The 17,331-nt window shown below is 73.8% G+C and carries 13 protein-coding genes and 1 pseudogene; 5 read left to right on the top strand and 9 right to left on the bottom strand.

Annotated elements, in window-relative coordinates; genetic code table 11:
* Nucleotides 1–45 precede the first annotated feature (45 nt).
* Nucleotides 46–834 (top strand): TetR/AcrR family transcriptional regulator, encoded by a 789-nt coding sequence (locus tag V1634_RS01735; protein WP_331205932.1) that lies wholly within the window; start codon nt 46–48, stop codon nt 832–834.
* A 43-nt stretch (nt 835–877) separates the two neighbouring features.
* Nucleotides 878–2,164 (top strand): MFS transporter, encoded by a 1,287-nt coding sequence (locus tag V1634_RS01730; protein ID WP_331205931.1) that lies wholly within the window; start codon nt 878–880, stop codon nt 2,162–2,164.
* On the opposite strand, the gene V1634_RS01725 is transcribed toward V1634_RS01730, so the two are convergent.
* Nucleotides 2,142–3,242, bottom strand: coding sequence for a winged helix DNA-binding domain-containing protein (locus V1634_RS01725; protein ID WP_331205930.1), 1,101 nt, complete (start codon nt 3,240–3,242; stop codon nt 2,142–2,144). The two genes, V1634_RS01730 and V1634_RS01725, sit on opposite strands and share 23 nt — an antisense overlap.
* A 239-nt stretch (nt 3,243–3,481) precedes the next feature.
* Between V1634_RS01725 and V1634_RS01720 the strand changes: the two genes are divergently transcribed.
* On the top strand, nt 3,482–4,351 hold the full coding sequence (locus V1634_RS01720; protein WP_331205929.1) for a helix-turn-helix domain-containing protein: 870 nt from the start codon (nt 3,482–3,484) through the stop codon (nt 4,349–4,351).
* On the opposite strand, the gene V1634_RS01715 is transcribed toward V1634_RS01720, so the two are convergent.
* Complete coding sequence (locus tag V1634_RS01715) at nt 4,348–4,548, bottom strand: DUF397 domain-containing protein (RefSeq protein WP_407951690.1); 201 nt, start codon at nt 4,546–4,548, stop codon at nt 4,348–4,350. The two genes, V1634_RS01720 and V1634_RS01715, sit on opposite strands and share 4 nt — an antisense overlap.
* A gap of 726 nt (nt 4,549–5,274) precedes the next feature.
* Between V1634_RS01715 and V1634_RS01710 the strand changes: the two genes are divergently transcribed.
* Nucleotides 5,275–6,039 (top strand): DUF6071 family protein, encoded by a 765-nt coding sequence (locus tag V1634_RS01710; RefSeq protein ID WP_331205928.1) that lies wholly within the window; start codon nt 5,275–5,277, stop codon nt 6,037–6,039.
* On the top strand, nt 6,036–6,980 hold the full coding sequence (locus V1634_RS01705; protein WP_331205927.1) for a glycosyltransferase family 2 protein: 945 nt from the start codon (nt 6,036–6,038) through the stop codon (nt 6,978–6,980). The genes V1634_RS01710 and V1634_RS01705 overlap by 4 nt, the downstream gene beginning before the upstream one ends.
* A gap of 87 nt (nt 6,981–7,067) precedes the next feature.
* On the opposite strand, the pseudogene V1634_RS01700 reads toward V1634_RS01705, so the two are convergent.
* The 7 genes and pseudogenes from V1634_RS01700 to V1634_RS01670 form a co-directional block, all read right to left on the bottom strand.
* Nucleotides 7,068–8,069, bottom strand: a pseudogene (locus tag V1634_RS01700) (Gfo/Idh/MocA family protein); the annotation flags it as partial.
* Nucleotides 8,066–8,983 (bottom strand): sugar phosphate isomerase/epimerase family protein, encoded by a 918-nt coding sequence (locus V1634_RS01695; RefSeq protein ID WP_331205926.1) that lies wholly within the window; start codon nt 8,981–8,983, stop codon nt 8,066–8,068. The gene V1634_RS01695 and the pseudogene V1634_RS01700, both read right to left, overlap by 4 nt.
* Nucleotides 8,980–9,990 carry a Gfo/Idh/MocA family protein gene (locus V1634_RS01690; RefSeq protein ID WP_331205925.1) on the bottom strand — a complete coding sequence of 337 codons (1,011 nt, stop codon included), beginning with the start codon at nt 9,988–9,990 and terminating at the stop codon, nt 8,980–8,982. Before V1634_RS01690 ends, V1634_RS01695 begins: the two co-directional genes overlap by 4 nt.
* Nucleotides 9,987–11,438, bottom strand: a complete 1,452-nt coding sequence (locus V1634_RS01685; RefSeq protein ID WP_331205924.1) for a hypothetical protein — start codon at nt 11,436–11,438, stop codon at nt 9,987–9,989. The genes V1634_RS01690 and V1634_RS01685 overlap by 4 nt, the downstream gene beginning before the upstream one ends.
* Nucleotides 11,435–13,849: an ROK family protein gene (locus V1634_RS01680; protein ID WP_331205923.1), complete on the bottom strand. Its 2,415-nt coding sequence runs from the start codon at nt 13,847–13,849 to the stop codon at nt 11,435–11,437. Before V1634_RS01680 ends, V1634_RS01685 begins: the two co-directional genes overlap by 4 nt.
* Nucleotides 13,846–15,888, bottom strand: coding sequence for a 3-dehydroquinate synthase family protein (locus tag V1634_RS01675; RefSeq protein ID WP_331205922.1), 2,043 nt, complete (start codon nt 15,886–15,888; stop codon nt 13,846–13,848). The genes V1634_RS01680 and V1634_RS01675 overlap by 4 nt, the downstream gene beginning before the upstream one ends.
* Before the next feature lie 4 nt (nt 15,889–15,892).
* Complete coding sequence (locus V1634_RS01670; protein WP_331205921.1) at nt 15,893–17,251, bottom strand: glycoside hydrolase family 5 protein; 1,359 nt, start codon at nt 17,249–17,251, stop codon at nt 15,893–15,895.
* Nucleotides 17,252–17,331 lie beyond the last annotated feature (80 nt).

The following is a 17,331-nucleotide window of genomic DNA, read 5'->3' as shown; positions in this document are numbered from 1 at the left end:
TATAGCGTACGCTGTAAGGAATTCAAGTCCGGGGAGAATGGCGAGGTGACGACCGAGTACAGCGGCAGTGGCGACCCGAAGCGGAGCATGGAGCTGCTCTGGGGCGGGCCGGAACGCCCCCGCCGAGGGCCGAAACCCAAGCTCACGGTGGACCAGATCGTCCAGGCGGCGATCGGGATCGCCGACGCCGAGGGGCTGGCCGCGCTCTCCATGCGGCGGGTCGCCGACGAACTCGGGGTCACCGCGATGTCCCTCTACACGTACGTGCCGGGCAAGGCCGAGCTGCTCGACGTGATGCTCGACACCGTGCACGCCCGGACCGCCATGCCCGACGACGACCAGGGTGACTGGCGGAGCCGGCTCGAACGGCTGGCCCGGGAGAACTGGGACCGCTACCGCCGGCACCCCTGGCTGCTCCAGGTCGCGACCAGCCTTCCGGTGCTCGGCCCCAACTCGGTGGCAAAGTACGACCGGGAACTCACCGCCGTCGCCGGGCTCGGCCTGACCGACATCGAGATGGACCTCCTGGTCGGCCTCGTCTCCGACTATGTGCACGGCGCGGTACGCGGCGCCGTGGAGGCCGCCCAGATGCAGCGGCGCACCGGGATGACCGTCCAGGAGTGGTGGGAGCGCTTCGCGCCCCTGCTGGAGCAGGTCTTCGACCCCGAGCGCTATCCCCTGGCGGCCCGGGTCGGCGCGGCGGCCGGTGCCGAGCACGACGCCCCGGCCGACCCGGCCCGGTCGTTCGAGTTCGGGTTGCAACGGGTGCTGGACGGGATCGAGTCGTTCGTCCGGAGCCGGGCCGCGCAGCAGGGGCTTGCCGAGCGCGCCTGACGGGTGTTGGCTGAGATCCTTTCCAGTTCGCCGCTGGGGCGACGTGTCCGCTGGGGGTGACGTGCCGCCGTCCCTCGACGACCCCGCCGCGCTGCGCCGTGGCCGGGTCGCGGTGTCGCTGCTCTTCCTGCTCTTCGGGATGGCCATCGGCACCTGGACGTCCCGGATCCCGGCGGTCAAGGAGGACCTGGGACTCAGCGACGGCCGGCTCAGCGTGGGCCTGCTCGGGCTCGCCGCCGGCGCCATCACCGGCATGCAGCTCACCGGGCGCCTGGTCGACCGGTACGGCAGCGTCCGGGTGATGGTGCCGGTGGCCTTCGCCGAGGGCGGCTGCCTGCTGCTGCCCGGCTACGCCGGCAACCTCGGCACGCTGACCCTGGCGCTCTTCGTCTTCGGCACGGTGCACGGCACCCTCAACATCGCGATGAACGCCAACGCGGTCGAGGTGGAGCGCGCGCGGGGTCGCCCGATGCTCTCGTCGTGCCACGCGGTCTACAGCATCGGCGGTTTCCTCGGTGCGGCGCTCGGTGGGCTCTTCGCCCGCGCCGACGCCAGCGTCGTCGCCACGTTGTGGACGACCGCGCTGGTCGCGCTCGGTCTCGCCACCTGGGGCGCCCGCTGGGCCCTGCCCCGCCCCGGCCGGGCCGGGACACCGCCGACCGCCGCGCCCACCGCCGACACCTCCGCCGAGAACGAACCCGTGGAGCGGGTCGACGCCCGGCCGGCCGGGGAGCGGCGGGAGCCGTCGGGGGTGCTGTTCCTCGGCGTACTGGCGTTCTGTTGCCTGGTCGGCGAGGGCGCCGCCGCCGACTGGAGCACCGTGTATCTGCGCGACAACCTGGGCAGCGGCCCCGGCTTCGCCGCCGCCGCGTTCGCGGCCTTCTCGATCATGATGACCGCCGGCCGGCTCGTCGGCGACCGGCTGGCCGCCGCCCTGGGCCCGGTCGTCCTGGTACGCGGCTGTGGGCTCCTCGCCGCGGTCGGGCTCGGCGGCGCGCTCGTGCTCGACCACCCGGTCGCCGGGTTGCTCGGATTCGGCTGCCTCGGTGCCGGGCTGTCCTGCATCGCACCGCAGGTCTTCTCGGCTGCCGGCAACCGGGACCCGAGCCAGGCCGGTCGGGCACTGGCCCGGGTCGCCGGCCTCGGCTACCTGGGCTTCCTGGTCGGGCCGGTGGTGATCGGCGGCGTCGCCGAACTCTCCGGGCTGCCCCGCGCCCTGACGATCCCCGCCCTGCTCGCGCTCTTCGTCGCGCTGGCCGCCGGAGCGGTCCGGCCCCGTCCGGACCGGCCGCGCCCCGCCGAGCCGGTCAGCTCGGGGCCACGATCCTGACCTCGGGCCGGCGCTCCGGGCCAGCCAGGAAGCGGAGCAGGCCCACCCCCTCGACGGTCAGCGCCTCGGCGTCCGGAGCGGAGAGCCGGACGAACGGCTCGACGGTGAGCAGAGCGCTGTCCCGCTCGATGGCGGTCGTCCAGATGCCAGCGGTGACGCCGTCGAGCAGGACGCCCCGGGGCAGTTGGCCGTTGCGGACGGCCGACCGGGCCCGGAACTCGTCGGTGAGCACCCGGGACCGGTCGGCGTACGAGAGCAGCAGGTTGTCGAAGTCGTAGAGGAACCGGGGCGGCGCTGGAACGTCCGGGTCCGGGCGTACGGCGTCGGGCAGGTCGAACAGCTCGGTACCGCTGTCGTCGCGGAAGGTGACCAGGCTCGGGCGCAGCCGCTCCAGCACCTCGGCGAGCCGGGTCAGCCCGGACCAGACCTGCACGTCGCGCACGCTGGCCGGGCCGAAGGCGGCCAGGTAGCGCAGGACCAGCTCCTCGACGGAGTCCTCCCGGGGTGGCGTGGCGCCGAGCCAGCGCTCGACGCTCTGGTGCGCGGCGAGTCCGCTGCGCCCCCAGACACCCCGGGGCGGCACCTGGACCAGCGGCACCCAGGCCCGGACCGCCTGCGCGAGCGCGGCCGGATCGCGGTCCGGCCACCGCCGCCCCAGTGCCGAGCCGAGCTGCCCGAAGGTCAGCGGCCGCTCGTCGAGCAGTTCGCGACCAGCGGCGACGACCTCGTCCCGGGACAGGCCGGCCAGCCGCCGCCCGTAGGTGTGCGCCGTGCCGCGCTCGATCACGGGTTGCAGCAGGGGCCGCAGCGCCAGCGCGTCGGTGGCGGTGACCAGGTGGATGGTCGAGCGCATCAGCGCGATCCGGACCGCCTCCCGGGTGGTCAGCAGCTCTGCCACCGCCTCGGGGCGGCAGTCGCGCAGTCGGCTCCAGAAGCCGACGTACCAGGTGTGCGGGGTCTGGGCCTGCATGCCGACCAGGTGCTCCAGCAGCTCGGCCGGCCGCCGGTCCGAGCGGGCCAGCAGGAGCTGACGGTGCAGGGTTGCCCGGTTCAGCGCCCTACGCGTCAGCAATGTCATGACTCGCCCGCTCCCTGCTCGACGTCCTGGCCCGCACGAACTCTATCGACGGGTTCCGCCAGGACCGATGGCCAACGTATCGGGGGGCGCGGGCACCCGCAGCTGGATCAGGACCGTGACAGGGTCACCGGATCGCGCAACAGATGAATATGATCGATTGATGTGTATACCCTACGCGTCGGCGTACTTTATGGTTTTCTTCCCCGAATTCTCGCGGTCGCGACAGGAGGAACACGATCGTGGACGAGAGCGAAGATCCAGCCGTCCAGGCTCGGCGCCTACGGTCAGTGCTCCGGACAGCCCGATCCCAGGCCGGGCTCACCCAGAAAGAGGTGGCGGTGGCTCTCGACTGGTCAGTTTCGAAGTTCGTAAGGATCGAGAATGGCGAAACGGGAATCTCCACAAACGACCTGAAGGCACTTCTCAGTCACTACGGCGTGACTGACGAGACCGAGGTCGACGCACTTGTCAAATTGGCCCGGATGAGCCGCCGACAACTACTCACACCGTATCGGGACATCCTCCCCCGGTCCTTCATCAACTACCTGGGGCTCGAGGCTACCGCGTCTGTCCTACGCACCTACGAGTCCAGCGTGATACCCGGCCTGCTGCAGACGGAGGAGTACGCTACGGCGGTCATCTGCGGTGCCCGGGGACTCCCGGCGCCGGATTCGGCGGCGGAACGCATGGTACAGGTCCGACTGGAGCGCCAAGAGTCGCTGGACCGCCTCGAACGCAAGTTCTCGTTCATCATCGATGAGGCTGCGTTACACCGCAGAGTCGGGCGTTCTCGGAGACTGATGCGGCGCCAGTTCGATCGACTCCGGACAGTGGCGGAGCGGCCCAACGTCACCCTGCGGATCGTGCCGTTCAACGTCGGCGAATACATCGGGATGGGCACGCCCTTCGTCTACCTGGAGTTCCCCGGCCCCGGCGACGACGACTTGGTGCACCTGGAGAACAGCCACGGCGGCAGCGTGATCCGCGATTCGCTCGACGACACCAGACGTCTCCTCGAGATCTTCCTCATGCTCGAGGACGTCGCGGCACCGGCGGACCAACTCGGTGCGTTCCTGGAGCAGACCTGGGCCGGAATGACCGACGTCTAGGTGGCGGTTCCGCCGGCTCGGACCCCGCCGATGAACCCCTGCCACATCCCTCGTCGGAAATAGAGCGTGGGTCCCTGTTCGTCCTTCGAGTCACGCACAAGGACGCCCCCTGACGTAACCGCCACTTCGATGCAGTTCCCCTCGATACTCTTCGTGCTCCGAACCCAGTGTGGGGCGGAGCCGGTTATTGCCTTCAAGTCAATCCTCGACTTTCCAAGTGGTCTCGTCCTGGAACGGTCGGCCCCAGGCGAGGCCGACCGTTCCGAGTTTCAGGATGCGTTAGGCCGCGACGCGGGACGCGACGATGCCGACACGTGACAGACGCACTGGTAGAGAGCTGCGTAAGCCCCCAGGACCGCGACAACGTCAGCGAGCCCGGAATCGCCCCGGAGTGCGACGACGATCAGGACCAGCAAGAGGACCACGGAGAGGCGGAAGTCGACAGCCCGTCCCTCCTCGAGGAAGGCACCACAGCTGACCCTTGGCCGGCGTACCATATTCACCTCCAACCGCTGTACGAACGGACGAGACCCGAGGAGCCAGGGCTCTACCGAGATGCGCCCGGCAGTGACTGCCTCAACGACATGGTGAACTCGTGGTCCGCGACACGACAACGCGACAATATCGCATCTAACCCGTCTTTTCTGCCCATATGCGGGCACCGCCGTGCAAGACCATCAGATGCAGCGTTCTGCGTAGCCTTACCTGCCACCTGGCGCTTTGCGGTGTCCACAACGAGATTTCGGTCGCTGCGGTCGGGTCAACCCCGGCGCTGGCGAGACCCCTGGACATCCGACCCTCCCGAATGACGTCCAAGCCTCGTTGCCCACCCCGGCGGTACTGGATATATTTACCTCCATCATCGCGTGGGAGCGTTCCCATGCCGTACGTCCGCGGGGTACGGAACGGGGGAGGTCGGCCGCATGAGCACGATCCGGCTGCTCGTGGCCAACGGTTGCAGCTTCGCCCGGGGCGCCGAACTGGCCGAGCCGGACCGGGACGCCTGGCCGGCCGTACTCGGGCGGCGGCTCGGGATCGACGTGGTCAACCTGGCCTGCGACGGCGGCTCCAACCGGCGGGCCGTCCGCACCACCGTGCAGCACCTGGAGTCGATCCGGGCGGCGCACGGGATCGACTACGACCAGATCCTCTTCGTCAACATGTGGACCGCGCTGAGCCGCAACGAGTACTACGACAGCGGGATCGAGGACGGTCCGGTCCGCCCCGACCTCGGGGTACGCCCGGCGCTCCCCGGCGAGCTGCACTGGCAGCGGGTCGCCGACTGGAAGGCCGCCGAGGGAGACAAGCCGTCGAAGGCGTACCTGCGGCACCTGTTCAACCCCACCGGAGAAACGGTCAACTTCTTCGTCGACTGGCTGCTGCTGGAACACCACCTCACCGGTCGCGGCGTGCCGAGCCGGTTCGCGTTCGCCTGGGAGATCCTGCCCGACCCGGTACCGGCCGAGGCGGTACCGGTGATGCGCGCACTCCGCGCCGACCTGGTCTTCGGAGCGTTGCCGCCCAAGCCGGAGCAGACCTTCCGGGAGATGGTCTTCGGCCGGGTGCCGTTCGGCGACTGGGACCACCCGCTCCGGGAGGGGCACCAGCACTTCGCCGCCGCGATGGCGCACTGGCTCGGCGGTGACGAGCGACTGCGCTTCCCACACACCGGACGGAGCCGGCGATGACCGTACAAGCGACGACCGTACAGGCGACGACCTCGGCGGCGGCGGAGACGGCGGCCGATCCGCCGGCCCGGACCGGGCCGGGGCTGGTCTCGGTGATCATGCCGGCCCGCAACGGCGCGGCGACGATCGGCGCCCAGCTCGCGGCGCTGGCCCGGCAGACCTACCCCGGACGCTGGGAACTCGTCGTGGTCGACAACGGCTCCACCGACGGTACGCCGGAACTCGTCGCCGCCTTCGCCGACCGGCTGCCCGGGCTCCGGCTGCACCGGGCGGACGCCCGGGCTGGCACCAGCTACGCCCGCAACGAGGGCTGCCGGGTGAGCCGGGGCGAGCTGCTGCTCTTCTGCGACCAGGACGACATCGTCGCGCCCGGCTGGGTGGCCGGGATGGTGCGCGGACTCGCCGAGTTCCCCGCCGTCGGCGGACACGTCGAACGCCGGCTGCTCAACGACGACGTCTCGCTCGCCACCCGCCCGGAGAAGCCGGCCGGCTCGCTCCAGTCCGGATTCGACTTCCTCCCGTACGCCCTCGGCGCCAACTGCGGGGTGCACCGGGCCGTCTTCGAGGAGCTGGGCGGCTTCGACCCCGCCTACCGGTACGGCTCGGACGAGGTCAGCTTCTTCTGGCGGGCACAGCTCGCCGGGTACCCGATCGGGGCGCTGCCGGACGCGGTGGTGCACTACCGGCTGCGTCGCCGGCTCCCGGAGATGGCCCGGCAGTACTACTCGTACGGCCTCAGCCATCCCCGGCTCTACCGCGACTTCGCCGCCGCCGGGCTACCCCGCTCGGTCCGGCCGGCCGCCCGGGAGTGGCGCTGGCTACTGCGCCACCTGCCCGACCTGGTCCGCTCCCGCCGGGCCCGCGCCGTCTGGGTGACCCGGTGCGCGATGCGCTGCGGCCGGATCGTCGGCAGCCTGCGCAACCGCGTCCTCTTCCCGTAGCCCGGCCGGGCGGGCGTCGACCCGGGCCGGCCCGCCGTCCGTCCCGGGCAGATGACCGCCCGGATCAGCCCAGTCGTCGTCGGCCGGATAGCGCACCCCGGTCCGGGCCCGGGCGGCGTCCAGGATCCGCAGCACCGCCACGGTGTCGGCCAGGGTGGCGAGCGGGCTCTCGGTCAGCCCGGCCCGCAGGCAGCGCATCACCTCGACCGCCTCGTGCACGAACCCCTCCCCCTGGTAGGGCACCTCGACGACCCGGGTCTCGGCGTCACCCTGGCGCAGGGTCAGCCGGCCGGGCCGGAAGAACCCCCGGTCCAGCTCGATCCGGCCGGCGCTGCCGCAGACCGTCGCCGTCCACGGCGTGTCGGCGACGATCGAACAGGAGAGGCTGGCCAGCGCGCCGTCCGGATAGCCCAGCACCAGCGCGGTGGTCTCGTCGACGCCGTACGGGCTCAGCGTGGCGACCCCGGTGACCGACTCCGGCACACCGAGCAGCAACTGGGCCAGGGTCACCGGATAGACCCCGAGGTCCAGCAGGGCACCGCCGCCGAGCGCCGGATCCCGCAGCCGGTGGCCGGGGTCGACCGGCCCCACCAGACCGAAGTCCGCCTGCACCAGCCGGGGTACCCCGACCGCACCGTCCCGGACCAGGGTCACCAGCCGGCGGATCGCCGGTACGCAGCGCATCCACATCGCCTCCATCAGGAAGAGGCCGGCGGAGCGGGCCCGGGCCACCAGGTCGACGGCCTGGCCGGCGTTGAGGGTGAACGGCTTCTCGCAGAGCACCGGCCGGCCGGCGTCGAGGCAGAGCGCGGTGGCGGCGTGGTGGCTCGCGTGCGGGGTCGCCACGTAGACCACGTCGACCCGGTCGTCGGCGGCGAGACCGGCCCAACTGCCGTGGGCGCGCGGGATCGCGTACCGGGTGGCGAACCGCTCGGCCGCCTCCCCGGTACGCGAGCCGACCGCCACCACCTCGGCGTCCGGCAGCCGCAGCAGGTCCTCGACGAAGCGCCCGGCCATCCAGCCGGTGCCGAGCACACCCCACCGGACCGGCCGGTCGGCGGGACGGACCGGCGGCCGCGCCCCGGTCACCGGCCGGACCCCGCCAGCGCCGCAGCCCCGCTGGCCAGTTCCCCGACCGCCTCCGCCTCGGCCGCCGCGTGCCGGCAGGCGAGGTCGTCGCGGAGCGCGAGACAGTCGCGTACGTAGTCGCCGGCCCGGGCGATCGGCGGGTGCGGGTCACCGTCACCGCAGTACTCGACACAGATCGCCGGTACGCCGAGCGAGTCCGCCTTGGTGATCCAGGCGTAGTTGTCCAGCACCCCGTCGGCGGTGTCCACGTTGAAGTCGGCCCGCCCGCCGTCGGGGTGCAGGTTCTTCAGGTGGAAGTAGCCGAGCCGGCCGGCGAGCTGGTCGAGCACGGCGGGATTCCGGTCCGCCTCGCTGATCACGTAGGCGTTGCCGGGGTCGGCGGTGGCGACCACGGCCGGGTGGTCCACCATCGCCAGCAGCTTCGCGGTGCCGGCCACCGTGTCGTGCACCGAACCGGGGTACACCTCCACCCCCACCCGTACGCCGTGCCGGGCCGCGTAGTCGCCGAGCCGGCGGTAGCCCTCGGCGGCCCGCTCGTAGTGCGCCTGCTCGGCCAGGGCGCTGCCGTTGACCCGCCAGTCGTCCGGATCCCGCTCCAGCGTCCCGGACCAGCCGTTGACCATCTCGATCCCGGCGGCCGCGGCGGCGTCGATGGTCCGCTCGACCAGGGCCAGCGAGGTGGCCCGGGCCGACCGGTCGTCGCCGACGAAGTCCCCGGTGTAGCCGACGCAGTGCACGCCGACCCCGTAGCGCCGGCCGAGCGCCGCCGCCGCCGCGACCTCGCTCTCGACCCGGGACGGGTCGAAGTGGAAGTGGACCAGTTCGATGCCGTCCCAGCCGTGCCGGGCGGCGACCGCGAAGACGTGCCGCAGGGGGTACCGGCGGAAGGTGTAGCTGTGCAGGACGAGCTTCATGGGTTCTGCCCTCCGGTCAACGCCAACCGCACTCCGCCGTTGGCGACGCTTCGTTCGAGTGCGTGCAGCACCCGCAGGTCCCGCAGTCCGCGGGTGACACCCACCTCGACCGGCACCGGCTGCCCCGCCGCGCTGGCCGCGAACGCCCGGTACTGGGCGAGGTACGGATCCACCGGTTCGGGGCGCAGCCAGCGCCGTCCCCGCTCGTCGCAGACCAGCACCGAGCCGCCGGAGTCCATCGCCCACGAGTTCCGGACCACCAGCAGGCCCCGCTCGCAGACGACCGTGTAGCGCGAGACGCCGGTCTCCGGTGGCTCGGTGAAGGAGGACTCGACCTGGAGCCGCCGCTCCTCGCCGAACCACACCGTCGCCTCGACGAAGATCTCGGTCTGCTCCCGGTCACCGGCGGGATAGCCGGTGGCCCGGCAGGCGGTCGGGGCGGCGTCGAAGATGTCGGCCGCGGTCAGCAACGGATAGATCGCCAGGTCGCCGAGGCAGCCGAGACCGCTCTCCGCCCGCCGGTTGCGCCAGTCCCCCTGCCGGTGCCCGAGGTGGCAGGCGGCGATCGACCGGGGCGCGCCGAGCCACCCGGAGCGGACCAGCTCGACCACCGCCCGGTTGTAGGCGTTGTACCGGGACATGTAGCCGACCATCGCCGGTGCGCCGGAGGCCGTCGCGGCGCGCAGGATCCACTGTCCTCCGGCGACGGTGTCGGCGAGCGGCTTCTCCACCAGGGTCGGGACGCCCCGGGCCAGCGCCCGGCAGGCGTACTCGGCGTGCCGCCGGTTGGGCGTGGCCACGTGCACCCCGTCCAGCGGCGTACGCAGGAAGTCCCGCACGTCCGTACCGGACCAGATCCCCGGCACCTCGGCGGCGACCGCCCGCAGCGCCGCCTCGTCGTTGTCGAGTACGGCGACCAGCCGCAGGTCGTCGGCGGCGGCGATCGCCGGCAGCAGCGCCCGGCGGGTCAGGAAGCCGGCGCCGACGATGCCGATCCGGAACGTCATCGGACCGGCTCCGGTCCACCGCGCCAGTGCAGCAGCAGGCTGCGCGGCGCCAGCGAACGGTGCGTGGCTGCGGCGATCGCGTCCAGGGTGTGCCGTTGGGCCGCCAGCGCGCCGTCCAGGGCCGGGTCGCCGGTCCCGACCGGCCGGTCCGGGTCGATCAGCACCGCCACCCCGACCGAGCGGGTGTGCCAGACCAGTTGGTAGGAGTGGTGGTTCCAGCCGCTGCCCTCGTGCACCTCGACGGGGCGGCCGAGCCGCTGCGCCAGCCGCTCCGCACCGACCGCGCCGGCCGGGCCGGCGCCGTAGCCGACGACGTGCACGGCGGTGAGGTCGGGCCGACGGGCCAGCCAGCCGGCGAGTACCCGGGCGAGTTCGTCGGTACCGGCGACCGGGTCGGCCCCGGTGGGCCGGTCGGCGGCGGTCGGGGCCACCGGGAGCAGCCGCTTGTAGTGGTCCACCGCGTCATGGGTGGCGAACCGCAGCCCGTGCCGTACCGCGACGCAGGCGACCAGGGCGGCGACCGCGTAGCAGGCGGCCATCGCGGCGGCGACCGCGCCGGCCGGTCCACCGGGCCGGCGCAGCCCGGAGATGCCCGCCGCGACGTCGACCAGTACCGCACCGGGGGCCGGCCCGGCCGCCACGTCCGGCCACGGCCGGAACAGTTCGGACTTGCCGCCCCAGCCCTGCCGGGCCGCCTGGAGGGTCCAGAGCCGCAGCCCCGGGCCGGCGCCGGGCGGCAGCCGGAACAGCACCCGGGGCCGGCCGGTCGCCGGCAGCCGGCCCGACTCCTCGCCGGCCCACTCGCCGATCGTCCGGGCCGCGCCGGCGAACGCCCGGTAGGCGTCGTCGAAGTGCGGCCAGCTCAGCATCCGGGCGGCGAGCAGCGCCGGCACCGAGAGCGGGGCGTGGTAGAGGGCCACCTGGTCGGGCCCGCCGCCCACCGACAGGGTCCCGCCGCGCTCGCAGAGCCAGGCCGGGGCCGCCCCGCCGGTCCGGTGCCGGGCCAGCGCGAGGGTGGCGGCCAGCAGCCGGGTCTCCCGGGTACGCCCGGAGGCGCTGACCGCGAACCCGGCGACGGCGCCCCGCCCCGGCCACTCGTGCAGCGTCCGGCGCACCGTCTCCGGGTCGAGCGAGTCCAGTACCCGGATCGCGGACTGCCCCGGCACCGCCTCGGCGATCGCCCGCAGCCCGAAGGCCCAGCCGCCGGTGCCGACGAAGACCGCCCGCCGACAGCCGCGCAGCAGCGTACCGCCGCCCCGCTCGGCGGTGAGCCGGGAGACCCTCGGCCAGGCCGGCGGGTGTACCCAGCCGAGTCGGGGCACCCCGGCGAGGCTGGCGAGCGCGGCGACCGTACCGGCCGGACCGTGCCGTTCGCCGCTGGCGGCCGCCCGCACGTACGCCCAGAGTTCGGCGCCGCTCGGCTCGACCGCCCAGTGCCGCCCGGTCACGGCGTACCCCGTCGGGCCGGCACCGGGGAGACCACCGTGCCGTCGAGCCGGAAGTCGACCACGACCCGCAGTGGCGCGCCGCCGCCGACCGTACCGTGGTCGAGGAGTTCGGTCGCCACGCCCGGCAGCGCGGGCAGCGAGACGAGGTGGCTGACCAGCGGCGCCAGGTCGAGCCCGGCCGGGGCGGCGCCACCCTCGGTGAGCAGTTCACGGGCGGCGGCGAAGTCGTCGGCGCGCCCGCCCCGGGTGCCGACCACGGTGCACCGGCCACCGGCCGGGTTGGTCACGATCCGGCGCTCACCGGCCCGCACCGGTCCCGGGTCCAGGGCCGCGCCGTCGCCGACCCGGAGCGGCCGGCCGGCCCGGAAGCCGCCGAAGAGGTGCAGGCCGGCCCCGTCGGCCAGCGCCGGCCAGGTGAGTTCGGCGGCTGCCGGCCCGCTGTCACCGGCCACCGCCAGCACGGCCAGCTCGGCGCCCCGGCCGCCGGTGGCCGACCGTACCCCGGCGGCGAGTCCCGGCCCGAGCGGCAGCACCGCGTCCGGGGCCGGCAGTCCACGGTGGACGGCGGCGTGCAGCCTGCGGTCGCTCCGGCCGGCGACGGTCACGGTACGGGCGCCACGGGCGCGGGCGACCGCGACGTGCAGCAGGCCGAGTACGCCGGCACCGACGACGAGGACGTCCCGGCCGGCCCAGTCCCCGGCGAGGGCCCGGTGTGCCCGCAGTACCGCCGCCAGCGGTTCCAGCAGCACCCACTCCGGGCCGCAGCCCGGGGGCACCTCGACGAGCTGCCCCTGGGCCAGCGCACCCAGGTCGCTGACGAGGAGGTCCCGGAACACCCCGGGCAGGTTGTGGCCGAGCTTGAGGTAGTCGTCGGTCGGGTGGTTGGGGTTGAGCGTCACCAGGTCGCCGGGGCGCGGGCCGGGGACCGCCGTACCCACCTCGACCACCTCGGCCACGCACTCGTGTCCGAGTACCCCCGGTTCCAGGCCCCGTTCGCCGCGCAGGATCTCCAGGTCGGTGCCGCAGAGGCCGGCGTACCTCGGTCGGAGCAGCAGTTGCTCGCGGCCGCAGCGCGGCCGGCGGCCGGTGGTCAGGAGCAGCCGCGACTCGCCGACCGGCTTGACCACCTCGCGGATCTCGGCCTGCCGCGCGGCGAGGTAGCCGGCCATCCCGGCCAGGGTGGCCGACCGCGCGTCGTCGGGGACGTGCAGCAGCCCGTCCCGCTCGGCGGCCGTCCAGCCGGCGAACCAGCCGGCGTCGACGCAGAGCTGCGCCAACCATCCGCGCAGGGCGGCGAACCAGGGTGCGCCGACGCCGTGCGCGAAGCCGCCGACCACCACCACGCGGCAGAGCCCGAGCTGGGCGCAGACCTGCAACAGCGCCACCGCGAGGTGCCGGGTCGCCGCCTGTATCAGGTCGGTGACGAACGCGTCGCCGGCCCGGGCGGCCTCGGCGAGCGCCCCGGCGTCGATCCGGTCCGGGTCGCCGCCGACCAGCCGGTGCAGTACCGAACCGGCGAAGTCGGCCGGATCCTGCCGGGCGCGCCGGGCCGCCGCCCGCACCACCGCCGGCCCGGAGCTGTACGCGCAGAGGTCGGCCACCGCACCGCAGTCGCACCACGGCAGGCCCAGGGTGGCCAGTTCCTCGCGGGCGGCCCGGTCTCCGGCGGCGGCGGCCCGGCCGAGCCGGGCGGCGGCGGCCGGTCCACCGGGCACCGCGTCGAGCCGGCTCGGCTCCACCGGCACGTGCCCGATCTCCCCGCCCAGCCCGGCCGGGTCGGCGAGCACCTTGGCGGTGCCGGGCAGCCGGTCGTCGAAGACCTTGACCGCCACGCCGGTGCTGACGGTGAGCAGGGCGAACCGGCCGAGCCGCCGGTAGTGCCAGGCCGCCGCGGCGACGTCGTTGAGTACGGTGACCCGGGCCCACGGCAGCCGGGCCCGCAGCGCGGCCCGTACGTCGTAGCCGGCCGATCGCGCCTGCCAGAGCACGCTGGCGTCCCGGACCACCCCCTCGGCGGTGACCACCGCGCCGAAGGCGACCCCGACCTCGCGCCGGCCGGCGGGCTCGGCGGCCCGGTGCAGCCGGTCGGCCTCGGCGGCGATCCGGTCCAGCAGGTTGTCCCGGACGACGGCCAGCGGGAGGTCCGGCCGGTCCCGCCGGGTCGGGGTGGCGAACCGCACGACCTCGCCGACCAGCCGTCCCCGCTCGGCCAGCGCCAACCGGGTCCAGGTGCCGCCGACGTCGACCACCACGCCCCGCTCCGCCGCCGCCTCGGGCCACCCGTCCGGCCCGCTCCCCGCCGTGGTGGCGGCGCCGGGTGCGTCGTCCCGGCCGGTGCCGGCTGTCCCGGCCGGCTGCCGCTGCTGCCCCGTCACCCGCGCCTGCCCGTCCTGTCCGGTGCCTCCGGTCACGAAGTGCTCCACGCCCGGGCCGGCAGCACCGGCTCACCACCGCCCCCGGTGGTCCGGACCGGGGTACCGGCCCGGTGGCGCAGCGCCGACCAGGCCCGGTCCAGGTCAGCCGCGCCGATTTCCTCGATCGAGTCGACGAATCCGCCGACCCCGATCCCGACCGGTACGGCCAGATGCAGTTCGCCGCCCTTGTGCGGCAGTACGTGGGTGTGCAGCGCCCGCCACAGTTCGGCGGCGTCACAGCAGTCGTCGTACGTCGGCAGCCCGATCCGGCGCAGCAGCGTCTCGGCACGGTCGGCGAGGCGTTCCGGCAGCCGCCCCGCGGCCACGCCCAGCCGGCAGGAGAGCGCCATCCCGACCGCCACCGCCTCGCCGTGCCGGAGCCGGTAGCCGGAGCGTTCCTCCAGGACGTGCCCGAACTCGTGGCCGAAGTCGGCCAGCCGGCGCAGCCGCCGCTCCCAGGGGTTCTCCTCCAGTTCGACCAGCATCGCGGCGACCGCGCGCCGGAGCACCTCGTCGAGCACCGGGGCGGTGGCGGGGTCGCGCAGCCCGGCGTGGTGCTGCTCGACCAGGGCGAAGAGGCGGGCGTCCCGGACCAGGGCGATCTTGACGATCTCGGCCAGTCCGCACCGGAACTCGGGCTCCGGCAGGGTCGTCAGGAACCCGGCGTCGCAGAGGCAGGCCAGCGGCGGGTGGTAGGCGCCGAGCAGGTTCTTCCGGCCGTCGAGGTCGACGCCGACCTTCAGCCCGACGCCCGCGTCGACCAGTCCGACCAGGGTGGTCGGGACGCGCAGGTAGGGGGTACCGCCGGGATGGCAGGCGGCGACGTAGCCGACCAGGTCGAGCACGGTGCCGCCGCCGACCGCGAGAATCCGGTCGGCGGGCCCGAGGCCCAGTTCGCGTACCCGGCGCAGCAGTCGCCCGGCGGCGTCGAAGGTCTTGCCCCGGGGCGAGCTGCGTACCGGCAGCACGGTGTAGCCGGCGAGCCGACCCTGCCGGCAGCGCCGGGCGAGCCCGTCCCGGACGGCGGCGGTGACGGTCGGCGAGTAGTCGTCCACCACCGCCAGCACCCGGGCGCCGGCCGGCAGGTGGGCGGAGAGCACCGCGTTGTCCGGGGCGAGGACCCCGGCGGTGAAGGTGACCGGATAGCCCAGCTCCCGGATCCGGTGCGCCCGCACCGGCGCCGGCACCGACGGCCGCCACCCCGGTCCGGTGGTGGCGGGCGCCGAGAGCACCGCAGGCGCGGCGGCCGCCGGTGGGGGTGCCGGCCAGATCCGCTCGTCGCCGGGGCCGTGTCGGTGCAGCAGCCGGGCCACCGCGTCCAGGGCCGCCTGCCGGATCAGGGCCGGCTCCGCGACCCGGTCGAGCTGGCCGGCGAGTACGTCGTCGTAGCCGACGAGGTGCCGGATCGCCGCCTCCTCCTCGGGGCGTACCGGGGTGGGGTCGGCGAGCAGGGTGTCCACGTCGACCAGGAGTACGGGATCGCGCGTCTCGGCGGCGAGTGCGGGCTCGCCGGCCACCACCCGGGCGCTCCAGTGCAGGGAGGCGAGCAGCGACGGCAGGTCGTCGTGCACCCGGACCGCGTGGGCGTACCGGCGGTACATGGCGGCGGCCAGCACGGTGGCCGCGGTCGTCGACGGGCCGGCGAGGCAGACGAAGGCGTCCCGCCGGCCGAGTCCGGTGGCGACGGCGGCCCGCACCACCGCGCGTACCGGATCGGGGTCGTCCGGTGCGGCGAGGTCGGCGGCCTCGACCGTCCGGTGCTGGTCGAGCGCACCGCGTTCCCGCCAGTATCCGAGGTAGGCGTCGAGCCGGCGGCCCTGCTCCGGCCGGTCGCAGACCGCGAGGATCCGACGCGCGCCGCCGAGTGTGCGCAGCAGCGTGGTGTCGCCGGGCCGCCACAGGTCGCGCCGCATCCGCAGCTCGAAGGTGTCGATCAGGTTCACCCGGAGCGCGTCCTTGCGCCCGGGCGGGTACGCCGCCGGCCTGGGCAGGTCGCGGGGGCGGGCCAGGGCCGGAGCCCCGGAGGTCGACGACATCGCCTCACACCGGCGCTTGCTGGGCGCAGGCCCGGCGCAGCAGCTCGACCAGCGGCTCGCGCTGCCGGCACTGGTCGAACCGGAACGAGCGCATCATGTCGTCGATCGCCGTCTCGCCCATCCCCCGGAACAGCTCGCCGAACTCCGGCAGCAGCGCCTCGGCGAAGAGGATCTGCGGCACCAGCCGGCCGATCAGGAACTCGCTGCCGAACGGGAACGGCAGATAGTCGGGGAACTCCCGGGCGAAGAGTTCCCTGAGCGGTCGCATCACCTGCTGGATGTGGTCGTGCCGGCCGCCCCAGAGGTCGACGCCGAGCCGGGCCTTCTTCTCCAGCACCGGCCGGAGCCGGCGCATCCACGGGCTGTCCGGGTCGACGGTCAACGGGGCCGCGATCCCGATGTCCTTGTAGGGCCAGAACGCCCAGTTGGCCCGGTGCCGGGTGTAGATCTCGAACTGGTCGGCGAGCAGGTCCAGCCGCATCCGGTCCTGCTCGGCGTCGCCGGTGAAGACCGCGTTGAACTCGCCGACGTAGACCGGGGTGCCGGTACGGAGCATGTACTCGCTGCGCTTGAGGTAGGTCCGCTCCAGCACGCTCGCGTCGAAGTACTGGTCGCGGGACTGGTCGGGCAGCAGGATGCCGTGCTCGTAGCCGATGCCGTCCGGTGACTCCCAGACGTGGGTCAGGTGGGCCACTCCGGGGTAGCGGCCGTCCGGTACGTAGCCGGGCGGCGCGTAGTCGTGGTGCGAGTAGATGACGTTGGGCAGCGGTTCGCCGTAGACGTCGAAGTCGTTGGAGTAGCGGTTGCCCTCCAGGATCACGATGTGCTCCGGGTCGACCTCGCGGATCGCCTCGACCAGCCGGCGCGAGTACGGCCCGATCACCTCTCCGCTCGGGTCGGCCGGCTCGTTGACCGGGTTGTACGCGGCGACCCACGGCTCGTCCCGGTAGCGGCCGGCGATCGCGCGCCAGAGGTGCACGACCCGGTCCTGGAAGTGCGGGTGCTGCCAGAACTGGGCGACGTGGGTGGGGTTGTCGCTGTGCCAGTCCTGGTTCTGCCAGCCGGGCAGCGCGTGCAGGTCGATGATGGTGCGTACCCCGCACGCGGCGAGCAGTTCGATGGCCCGGTCCAGGTGGTGGAAGCCGGACTCCACGATCTCGAACGGTCGCCGGTCGTCCTCCAGGTGCCGGTAGTTGACCGGGATCCGGACGACGTTGCATCCCAGCCCGGCGATGAACCGGGCGTCGTCGGCGGTGAAGAAGTGTTCCAGGAAGCGGTCGAAGAAGAACGCCGCCCGCTCCGGCCCGAGCACGTCCCGCACGGCGGCCCGCATGCCCTGCTCGTACGCCGGGAAACCGGTCATCCAGTTCTCGAAGTTGAGCCAACCGGCGAGGCCAATCCCCCGCCAGATAACCGGCCGTCCGTCGCCGTCAACTATTTGAT

The organism is Plantactinospora veratri (assembly GCF_036421995.1).
GTDB lineage: Bacteria > Actinomycetota > Actinomycetes > Mycobacteriales > Micromonosporaceae > Plantactinospora > Plantactinospora veratri.
The sequence above is the reverse complement of the archived record's forward strand: the minus strand, read 5'-3'. Positions and strand labels throughout refer to the sequence as shown.